Raw genomic sequence first — 8,873 nt, 5'->3', positions numbered from 1 at the left:
TTAAATTGTATGTAATTATGGGTTAGGTATCCCCTCGAAGGGAATGTTCGAAGCTTGCACTGCCAGTATTTAAGGTGTTTTAAGTCCCTAATGGGTCCCTAAAACTACATTGCATCTAAAATACTTATAGCTTTATCATTTTCTTCTTTATATTTTTCTTCTAATAAATGAGAATAAATTGAAGTGGTTATGGATATATTTTTGTGACCTAATCGTTTTGAAATATAATAAATTGATACACCTTTTGCTAAAAGATATGAACAATGGGTATGACGTATAGCATGTGATGTTATGGTAGGAATACCTAATTTATCGCATGCTTTTTTTAGTGTTTTATTAATAGCGTTAGAGGTAATAATAGAACCTGCTTCTTTAAAGATATAGCCATCAAAACTTATAGGGTTACTTTCAATAACTTTTAATATGTGTTTCATGTCTGATTTCGCTATGTTTACATGTCTAGGAGACGAATCTGTTTTGTGTTCGTCTATATATAATTGGTTATTAACTTGATCTATATATTCCATTTTCATATATTTAACCCCACTAATTCTACAACCAGTACAAATCATGACATATAGAGCTAACCCGGAACGAGTATTTTTATTTTTAAAATACTCTTTTAATTTTTCATATTCAGTTAATGATATATATTTTTCGCTTTCATTTTTGCTTTCATTTCCAGCTTTATAACTTACTTTATAGGTGGGATTTTTATTGATTAAACCATCATACATAGCATCATTTAATGCTGAACGAATAGCACCATTTGTTTTGCGTATAGTTTCTTTTGCATGTTTTTTTGAAAAATCGTTAATAAATTTTTGATACATTTGCCTATTCAAACTTGATAGTTCTACCTTACCTATTTTACTGTTTTGGATATGTTGTAACGTAAACATGTAATGACGATAAGTAGAAGGAGATACTACCGGTTCTTTGTATGTTTCACACCAATTTTTAAAAAATTCTTCTAAAGTTAATGTATTATCGAAATTATAACCTTTTTTTAATTCACTTAATTTGTCTATACCCGCAGAATTTGCTTCACGTTTAGTTCTAAACCCTTTTTTACGGTATCGTTTACCCTCATATTTAAACTCATATTGCCATTTTTTACCGTCATAACAACGTGTTTGCATACTATCCCTCCTAAAAAAGATAAAAATATATAGGGCAGTAAGGACTGCCCGAATTTAAGTTATTTATCAACCTTTTGTTCTAATTGATATAATTCTTTCTCAATAATATAATTAGAATGTGTTACAGGTACACTATGCCTAAAAATATTGCCATTTGGGTTTTAATAGTGAAATGAAGCATGTGTTTTGTTTCTTTTCTTTCTAAGATCTCCAATATTTATAACTCTTTGAAACTGTTAATTCGCTGCTAATACTGCTGTAACTATTATCATAATTAGAAATAGCATAGTCACATTTCCCATTATGAACCAAAATAGGTTTTCTTTTTTTCGTCTTTTAAGTTCTTTCTCTTCTGCATTCATAGTATCACCACCTTATGTTATTTTATCTAATTAAAATAAGTGGATATACAACTATGTTGTATAACTACTTAAAAAACGGCAAAAAAATATAGCTAATCCAATTTTTCGATATCCAATGGTTCAAAATTAATCACATAATCATTGTGTTTGACAAATGGGCCATACCTAACTTTATAATCCTCTATAACTTGTTTGAAATACGATCTGTCTATTCCCATTGACAGACACATTTCATAGACATTTCCCCAAACGCCTCTCTCATAACAATCAATTAATTTTTGTAAAGGTACTGCTAATTCGTAACCACGTCTTCGAGCTTTTAACTCTTCTTTTTAACTTATAACATTAACTCCATCGGAATGAGTGTAAGCATTTAAAATATTACTGGTTGTTGTTTCGTGATGCCCTAGTTCTTCTGCCAATATTCCATTTTGTACATAATAATCTAGTTTACCTGTAATTGTAATCAAACCATTTGGATCTACTTCATCTCTTAAGTAATAGCCACCAGCTTTAGCAGGTAAATCGTAATCGACATCTAATAGCACTTCTGGGTTGGTATCTAGTAATACTTCTCTTAATTGCATATACATTCCCCTTATTTCTTACGGTTTCTTCTCATCATTCTTTTCGTCTCAATATAAGCTAATATTTCTTCAATTTCTTCTTCTGAAGCATCATCATCGATGTGAGCAGCAATGATTTCTGAAATATTATTATTTTTATTGGATATAGATTGATCTTCAGTAATATCTGACGGATTAACATTAAAATAGTCCGCTAACATTTCTATTTTATCGCGTCTAGGATATTTAACACCATTAACCCAACTACTTACAGTAGATTCTCTTAAATTTAAATCTTTTGCCATTTCAGTTTGAGTTTTACCTTTTCTATCCAATAAAGCTTTTAAATTTTGAGCTAATATTTCTTTTGCCATGTGCTTTCCTCCTCGAATTTCGAAACGCTTCTTATATAAAATATATTAACACCAACTTCACAAAAAGTAAAGTAACTTCACTAAAAAGATATTATTTAATTTAATTGCACTTAAAGTATTGACACTTCACTTTTAGTGTACTAATATAGTGGCATAGCTTGATTAAACAAAAACGGTTGAGCTATGGAGGTGAATTAATGAAAACATATATAGAAACCTTATCATTGAAAGGCGCTCGTGTAGAAAAGGGTTATACGCAAGAGCAAATAGCCGATAAGTTAGGCGTAAGCAAGCGATCTTACATTGATTGGGAAAAAGGAAATGTAGTACCTAAACACATGGTGGTTTATGCATTGGCATATATATATGGAATGGATGCCGATTTTCTAAGGCTACCAAAAAAATTTTAAACCATACTTCACTTTAAGTGTAGTTGAAAGTGAAGTGGTGAAGCTCAGGAGGAAGAAGTATGAATAATTTAGCATCTATTGAAATTGAGAACAATTCAAAATTAGGGTTAGTAGTTTCAAGTAGAACGGTCGCAAAAGAATTAGGGAGACAACACAAGCACGTTTTAGAAGGTATCGACGAAATGATTAAAAATAGTACAGCCGACATTTCGGCTCTATTAATTTCAAATCAATATAAAGCTAGTAACGGTAAACGCAATAGAGAATACCTACTAACTAAAGACGGTTTCACTTTGTACATGTTCAATATTCAAGGGCATAACGATTTTAAACTAGCTTACATTAATAAGTTTAACGAAATGGAAAATCAATTACAAAACAGACTTCCTGGTTCATACAAAGAAGCAGTAGCTCAATTACTTGAAACATTAGAAAACAATGAGCAATTACAACTTGAAAATAATATGAATAAACAAAAAATTGCAGAATATGAACCTAAAGCATCTTACTTAGATTCAATACTACAAAACAAGAGTTTAGTAACAGTTGGTCAAATCGCTAAAGATTACGGCATGTCAGCGCAATCGTTAAATAAACTGCTGCATGATTTAAAAGTGCAATACAAACAATCTGGACAGTGGTTACTTTATTCAAATATTCATGGTGAAGGTTATACACATTCTTCAACTAAGGAAATCGAACACAAAGATGGCAGCACATCAGTACGAATGAATACGAAGTGGACGCAAAAAGGTCGATTGTTCATATACGAACTTTTAAAAGAAAATAATGTACTACCAATAATCGAACAATAGGGGGGTGGTATGAATGTCACAAACATTTCAAGTAACGGTACCAGTACCAGAAACACACATGTTAGTTGAGAAAGAAGAATTCCAAAAGTTAATTGAATTAACGCTTAATCCGGTATGGGATATGAACGATTTAAAACAAAAATTGAAAATGTCGTCAGTAGACACTATCAAAGACAAGTTATTGTACAATCCTAAATTTGAAAAAATATTAAGAAAAGAAGGTATAGCACATTATCCAAACAGCGAGTTTAATCGTTGGAGGTTTAATGCTAGAAAGATGAACCGTTTTATTAATGAAAACTTTGAATCTATACATGGAAAGGAGTGATGACATGAGACACATTTTAGCATGGTCAACTGCAGTACTAAGCACAATGATTTTTTCTATGATAACTTTTGATTTTTATTACAGCGTAGTATTTGCAATCGCAAGCTATATAGGTAGTTACGCATTTTGGAACACATATTACGCAGAAAAAAAGACCGCTAAGCGCGCCAACGCTTAACAGTCAGAAGTTTTACAAAATATACAACATAAATATACATGGAATGAGGTGTTTCGTCAATGTATTACGAAATAAATGAAGAAACTAAGAAAGTGGTTAACATACAAGGATTCCATTTCACATTGAGAGTTAAGAAGATAACACAATTCGAAGTTAATATATCTATCGAAACGTTACAACATGAAGTAATAGATGAAATCAACATTGATGAGATGACAGGTTTTGATTATGCTCGTGATTATTTAGGGCAAGCTGTATTCAACTGGTTAGAAGAAAACACTGACGAAGCCGACAATATAATAACTGCGGTGATGGCATGGTAGGAGGAATTTAAATGAGTACATTATTTAATTTAACCGATAATTACAAACAAGTTTACGACTTAATAGCTGAACAAGGTGATGAAGATGTTTTAAATGACACCTTAGCAAGTATTAACGATGCATTAGAAGATAAAGCAGATGGCTATGTATCAGTTATCAAATCATTAGAGAGTGATAATAAAACAATCGATGAAGAAATTAAAAGATTGCAGCAACGTAAAGCAACAAATAAAAACGGTATTGATCGCTTGAAAGAATCGTTAAAAGAAGCAATGGAAGCAACAGGTAAGACTAAATTCAAAACAGCATTGAATTGTTATAATATCCAAAACAATCCGCCAAGTTTAGAAGTTACTGAAGAAAAGGATATACCGAAAGAATTTTGGTTATCCCAAGCACCTAAATTAGATAGAAAATCACTATTAAAGTTCTTGAAAGAAAATAGCGATGTACCAGGTGTAGCAATTAAACAAACAAGAAGTCTGAGGGTGAGATAGATGAACAAATCAGAATCTATTGTAGAAATTAATAAGGCGTTAGTAGAGTTTCACAAAAAAGTTAAGCAACCGATGAAAGATGCAAATAATCCTTTTTTTAAAAGTAAATATGTCCCACTTGAAAATGTAGTTGAGGCAATTGATGATGTTGCACCATCTTTAGGGCTTTCTTTTACACAATGGGCATCAAATGATGCTAATGGAAGAGTTGGAGTATCAACAATGGTATTACACGAAAGTGGAGAATTTATTGAATTTGACCCTGTATTTATGAAAGCAGATAAAGAAACTGCTCAAGGAGCTGGTGCATTAATAAGTTATTTAAAACGATATTCCTTATCTGCAGTTTTTGGTATTACTAGTGATCAAGATGATGATGGAAATTATGCAAGCGGAGTAAATGGCAAACCAAAAGCAACGCAAGCGAAAACAAATTCACCGACAAAGACACAAAAAGATGAATTGAGAAAAGCTATTGAAACCTTTATTGGTGTAGTAGTAGAAAATGGACGATCTGAGGAATATAAAGAAACAATCACCAGATTACAAAATGCCCAAATAGATGAATTAACTGTAAGAGAAATAGCTCAAACGCATAACGTGATTAATAAATATTTAAAGGAGATTGAACAATGATAAATAGAACAATATTAGTTGGCAGATTAACAAAAGACCCAGAACATCGAGTGACACCAAATGGAGTAAGTGTAACAAAATTCACATTAGCAGTTAACCGTACATTTACTAATGCTCAAGGTGAACGTGAGGCGGACTTTATTAATTGTGTGACGTTTCGTAAGCAAGCTGACAATGTAAATAATTTTCTAAATAAAGGTTTCTTAGCTGGTGTGGATGGAAGAATTCAAACTCGTAACTATGAAAATAATGAAGGTAATAAAGTTTTTGTTACTGAGGTAGTAGCAGATAATGTTCAATTTATAGAGCCGAAAAAGAATAACAATAATAATAGCCAAAATAATAGTAACCCATTTGAAAATAACAATAATTCTATTGATATAGATGATGATGATTTACCATTCTAGGACGTGATTAGATGGCAGTTATAAAAAGCTACATCCAACAAGACAACGGCGAAATTACGGTCGTTGTCAAGGGTGTAACACTATCTGGAAAAGACTTCTTACTTTTGGATAATGGATTAGAAGTTGAATGTGATGTTGTAGTGAATGATCCGTATAAGATTACCGATAAACAACGTCGTAAAATATTCGCAATGATACGAGATATATACAACCATTACGGACAGCCAATGGACTACTTGCGATATATGTTCCAAAAGCAATTAGAATTCTTAAACGGATATGAACCAATTTCATTAAGTAACTGTAGTAGACGACAGGCAAGTGAATTAATCCAATTAATAATCGACTTTGTATTTACTCATAACGTTCCAATGAATAAGGCTACCAGTGACCTTTTAAGCAATGATAATTACTTTTTATATAAATCTACCATCAATCGTATTTGTGTCATTTGTGGCACTCCTAATAGCGATTTAGCACATAGATACGCAGTAGGTAGAGGAAGGAACAGAAATGAAATAGATCATTACGGAAATGAAGTGTTAGCTCTATGTAGAAAACATCATACGGAACAACATCAAATAGGTAAGGATACATTCAACGAAAGATATGCACTTAAGGATAGCTGGATTAAAGTAGATGAAAAATTAAATCGCATGTTACGAGGTGAAAAACAATGATAGCTAAAGCAATTAGAGTAACTGATAGAAAAAGTATTGGTTACAGGATTGCATCACTTAGAGCAAAGTCAGGACAAATACAAGGTGAATTTGGCGCACCGTATAACGCAAGTAAAAGTGTTGTTAGTAAATGGGAACGCGGGGATAATATTCCTACATTAGACAGATTAAGACGAATAGCAAAGGACTATGATACTACAGTGAATTGGTTGCTGTATGGAGAAGGTGAGAAAGATGGCAACGTTTAGAACAGTTAAACAAGATGGCGATTTCGTACTAGTACACAAGCAATTTATATACGATTCTAAATTGTCAGCTAGAGCTAAAGGGATATTACTTTATTTACTTAGTAGACCTAATGACTGGCAAATTTATACAAGTGAAATACAGAAACACATGATAGACGGTATTAAGTCAGTAAATAGTGCAGTAAAAGAACTGATGGATGCTGGTTACATCAAAAGGACATTAAAAAGAAGTGAAAAAGGAACATTCAAAGGCTATGAATACCTAGTTTATGAGATTCCAACCGAAATGCCTTTCGCGGAAAACGGGCAAACGGAAAACGGTTTGGCGGAAAACGGGCAAACGGAAAACCGTCAAAGGCATACTACTAATAATAATAGTACTAATAATGATTTAACTAATAATAACAATACTAATAATTATGGTAATACTATGTCGAGTTCCTCGACTATGTATCCTTACGATTCAATTATTGAACATCTTAATCAAAATACAGGTAAGCATTATAAATCGACAACTAGGAAAACTAAAGACTTAATTAAAGCTAGATTTAATGAAGGGTTTAACGAACAGGAATTCCTAACTGTTATTAATAATAAAGTAGCTGAATGGAAAGGCACAGATATGGAGAAGTATCTTAGACCGGAAACACTATTTGGGACCAAGTTTGAAAGTTACCTTAATCAACAAACAAGTGATGATGGAACAAGCAACAACCCATATGCCAACTTATTTTAGGGAGTGATTAAATGAATCACTTTGAAAGCATAGCAAGTAAAGTAGGATTTAAAAATGAATTAGTTAAACAAGAATACGGTTTGAAGTGTGATAAATGTGGACGTACTTATGACTACTATGAATTTGATACAGGTTATGTAGTTAAAGATGGTTGTGATTGCGAAATGATAAAGCTAGCGAAAGAAAGAAAAGCAGCGTTTGAACAACATCATAAGTCACAAAAAGCTAACAATATATTTAAGAAATCAATTATAAACGATGATTTAGCTAACTGCGCTTTTGATAACTATAAAGCAACAAATGAAGATTTAGCGAGAGCGAAAGCGTTATGTGAGAGATATGCAAATAACTTCACATTAGATAATAAACAATCGTTATTGTTACAAGGATCATTCGGAACAGGTAAATCACATTTAAGTATGTCGATAGTGAAAACTGTGAAAGATAAAGGTTATTCAGTGCTTTATATGAATGTACCACAACTTATTTCAACAATAAAAGGCACATACAACAAAGACAGTAATTTAACGGAACAAGAATTAAATCAAGTAATCAGTGATGTTGATTTAATGGTATTCGATGACTTCGGTATTAATATGAACGAATTTGCGACAAGTAAGATGTTTGAGCTGATTGAATCAAGAGTAGGCAAGCACAACATTTATACAACGAATTTGAATGCGCAAGAGTTAAGTAAAAACAAAGACGCTCAACGTATATTCAGTCGTATGATGTCGAATACAACATTAGTCAAAATGGACGGTGAAGATTACCGAATGCGAGGTATCAAATTTTGATAACTGTAGAATTTATTAAACAAAATCTTGAGTGTTCTGATATATACGCTAAGAAAATTATAGAGTGGGCAAATGGAGACGAAAAGAAAGCGTACTATCTATTTATCCAAAAATTAAATGAACGTCATACAAGACCTGCTATACGTGAGGTGAAATAAATGGGATTAAGTACTGAATATCAATTGAAGCAAGCTAATACAAATAAAAAGATAGATGTTATCCCATTGAACGGAAATAACAACAGAGTATTTGGATTAAATAAGCATTTTAGTTTAGATGAATACACAATTACAAACGAAAGATTAGAAGAAATTAAACAAGAATACAACTTAGTAAGAGCAGATCAAACGAATATATTTGATTTCTTGTAGGAG

18 protein-coding genes are annotated in these 8,873 nt (G+C 32.0%); 14 read left to right on the top strand and 4 right to left on the bottom strand.

Annotation, left to right across the window (positions count from 1 at the left end; all coding sequences use genetic code 11):
- Nucleotides 1-104 precede the first annotated feature (104 nt).
- The 4 genes from JN168_RS10495 to JN168_RS10480 form a co-directional block, all read right to left on the bottom strand.
- The gene (locus JN168_RS10495) at nucleotides 105-1,142 is read right to left on the bottom strand and encodes a tyrosine-type recombinase/integrase (RefSeq protein WP_107579799.1); all 1,038 of its coding nucleotides are present in this window, start codon (nucleotides 1,140-1,142) and stop codon (nucleotides 105-107) included.
- A 236-nt stretch (nucleotides 1,143-1,378) separates the two neighbouring features.
- Nucleotides 1,379-1,504 (bottom strand): hypothetical protein, encoded by a 126-nt coding sequence (locus tag JN168_RS10490; RefSeq protein ID WP_259340438.1) that lies wholly within the window; start codon nucleotides 1,502-1,504, stop codon nucleotides 1,379-1,381.
- Nucleotides 1,505-1,836: 332 nt separating this feature from the next.
- Nucleotides 1,837-2,091, bottom strand: coding sequence for a hypothetical protein (locus JN168_RS10485; protein ID WP_279525878.1), 255 nt, complete (start codon nucleotides 2,089-2,091; stop codon nucleotides 1,837-1,839).
- 11 nt (nucleotides 2,092-2,102) lie between these two features.
- Entirely contained in the window at nucleotides 2,103-2,444 is a 342-nt protein-coding gene (locus tag JN168_RS10480) for a helix-turn-helix domain-containing protein (protein ID WP_107579797.1), read from the bottom strand.
- A 197-nt stretch (nucleotides 2,445-2,641) separates the two neighbouring features.
- Between JN168_RS10480 and JN168_RS10475 the strand changes: the two genes are divergently transcribed.
- From JN168_RS10475 to JN168_RS10410, 14 genes are read left to right on the top strand one after another with little or no spacing between them, the layout of a single operon-like run.
- Entirely contained in the window at nucleotides 2,642-2,854 is a 213-nt protein-coding gene (locus JN168_RS10475; protein WP_107579796.1) for a helix-turn-helix transcriptional regulator, read from the top strand.
- A gap of 59 nt (nucleotides 2,855-2,913) precedes the next feature.
- On the top strand, nucleotides 2,914-3,669 hold the full coding sequence (locus tag JN168_RS10470; RefSeq protein ID WP_279525877.1) for a phage antirepressor KilAC domain-containing protein: 756 nt from the start codon (nucleotides 2,914-2,916) through the stop codon (nucleotides 3,667-3,669).
- 13 nt (nucleotides 3,670-3,682) lie between these two features.
- Nucleotides 3,683-3,997, top strand: coding sequence for a DUF771 domain-containing protein (locus tag JN168_RS10465; protein WP_107579794.1), 315 nt, complete (start codon nucleotides 3,683-3,685; stop codon nucleotides 3,995-3,997).
- Between the two features lie 4 nt (nucleotides 3,998-4,001).
- Nucleotides 4,002-4,175 (top strand): hypothetical protein, encoded by a 174-nt coding sequence (locus JN168_RS10460; RefSeq protein ID WP_158262024.1) that lies wholly within the window; start codon nucleotides 4,002-4,004, stop codon nucleotides 4,173-4,175.
- Nucleotides 4,176-4,234: 59 nt separating this feature from the next.
- The gene (locus JN168_RS10455; protein ID WP_107579793.1) at nucleotides 4,235-4,498 is read left to right on the top strand and encodes a DUF1108 family protein; all 264 of its coding nucleotides are present in this window, start codon (nucleotides 4,235-4,237) and stop codon (nucleotides 4,496-4,498) included.
- Between the two features lie 11 nt (nucleotides 4,499-4,509).
- Entirely contained in the window at nucleotides 4,510-4,995 is a 486-nt protein-coding gene (locus JN168_RS10450) for a siphovirus Gp157 family protein (protein ID WP_107579792.1), read from the top strand.
- A complete protein-coding gene (locus tag JN168_RS10445; RefSeq protein ID WP_107579791.1) occupies nucleotides 4,996-5,631 on the top strand; it encodes an ERF family protein in 636 nt (211 codons plus the stop codon).
- Nucleotides 5,628-6,038, top strand: coding sequence for a single-stranded DNA-binding protein (gene ssb / locus JN168_RS10440; RefSeq protein WP_279525876.1), 411 nt, complete (start codon nucleotides 5,628-5,630; stop codon nucleotides 6,036-6,038). Before JN168_RS10445 ends, ssb begins: the two co-directional genes overlap by 4 nt.
- Before the next feature lie 11 nt (nucleotides 6,039-6,049).
- Nucleotides 6,050-6,718 (top strand): putative HNHc nuclease, encoded by a 669-nt coding sequence (locus JN168_RS10435; protein WP_107579789.1) that lies wholly within the window; start codon nucleotides 6,050-6,052, stop codon nucleotides 6,716-6,718.
- Complete coding sequence (locus JN168_RS10430) at nucleotides 6,715-6,966, top strand: helix-turn-helix domain-containing protein (protein WP_107579788.1); 252 nt, start codon at nucleotides 6,715-6,717, stop codon at nucleotides 6,964-6,966. The genes JN168_RS10435 and JN168_RS10430 overlap by 4 nt, the downstream gene beginning before the upstream one ends.
- Nucleotides 6,953-7,702, top strand: coding sequence for a conserved phage C-terminal domain-containing protein (locus JN168_RS10425; protein ID WP_107579787.1), 750 nt, complete (start codon nucleotides 6,953-6,955; stop codon nucleotides 7,700-7,702). Before JN168_RS10430 ends, JN168_RS10425 begins: the two co-directional genes overlap by 14 nt.
- Before the next feature lie 11 nt (nucleotides 7,703-7,713).
- Nucleotides 7,714-8,499 carry an ATP-binding protein gene (locus JN168_RS10420; RefSeq protein WP_279525875.1) on the top strand — a complete coding sequence of 262 codons (786 nt, stop codon included), beginning with the start codon at nucleotides 7,714-7,716 and terminating at the stop codon, nucleotides 8,497-8,499.
- Nucleotides 8,496-8,657 carry a hypothetical protein gene (locus JN168_RS10415; protein ID WP_220454555.1) on the top strand — a complete coding sequence of 54 codons (162 nt, stop codon included), beginning with the start codon at nucleotides 8,496-8,498 and terminating at the stop codon, nucleotides 8,655-8,657. Before JN168_RS10420 ends, JN168_RS10415 begins: the two co-directional genes overlap by 4 nt.
- Nucleotides 8,658-8,870, top strand: a complete 213-nt coding sequence (locus JN168_RS10410) for a DUF3269 family protein (RefSeq protein ID WP_279525874.1) — start codon at nucleotides 8,658-8,660, stop codon at nucleotides 8,868-8,870.
- The last annotated feature ends 3 nt before the right edge of the window (nucleotides 8,871-8,873 follow it).

It is taken from the genome of Staphylococcus gallinarum, from assembly GCF_029774255.1.
GTDB lineage: Bacteria > Bacillota > Bacilli > Staphylococcales > Staphylococcaceae > Staphylococcus > Staphylococcus gallinarum.
This window is presented reverse-complemented; position numbering and strand designations above follow the sequence as displayed.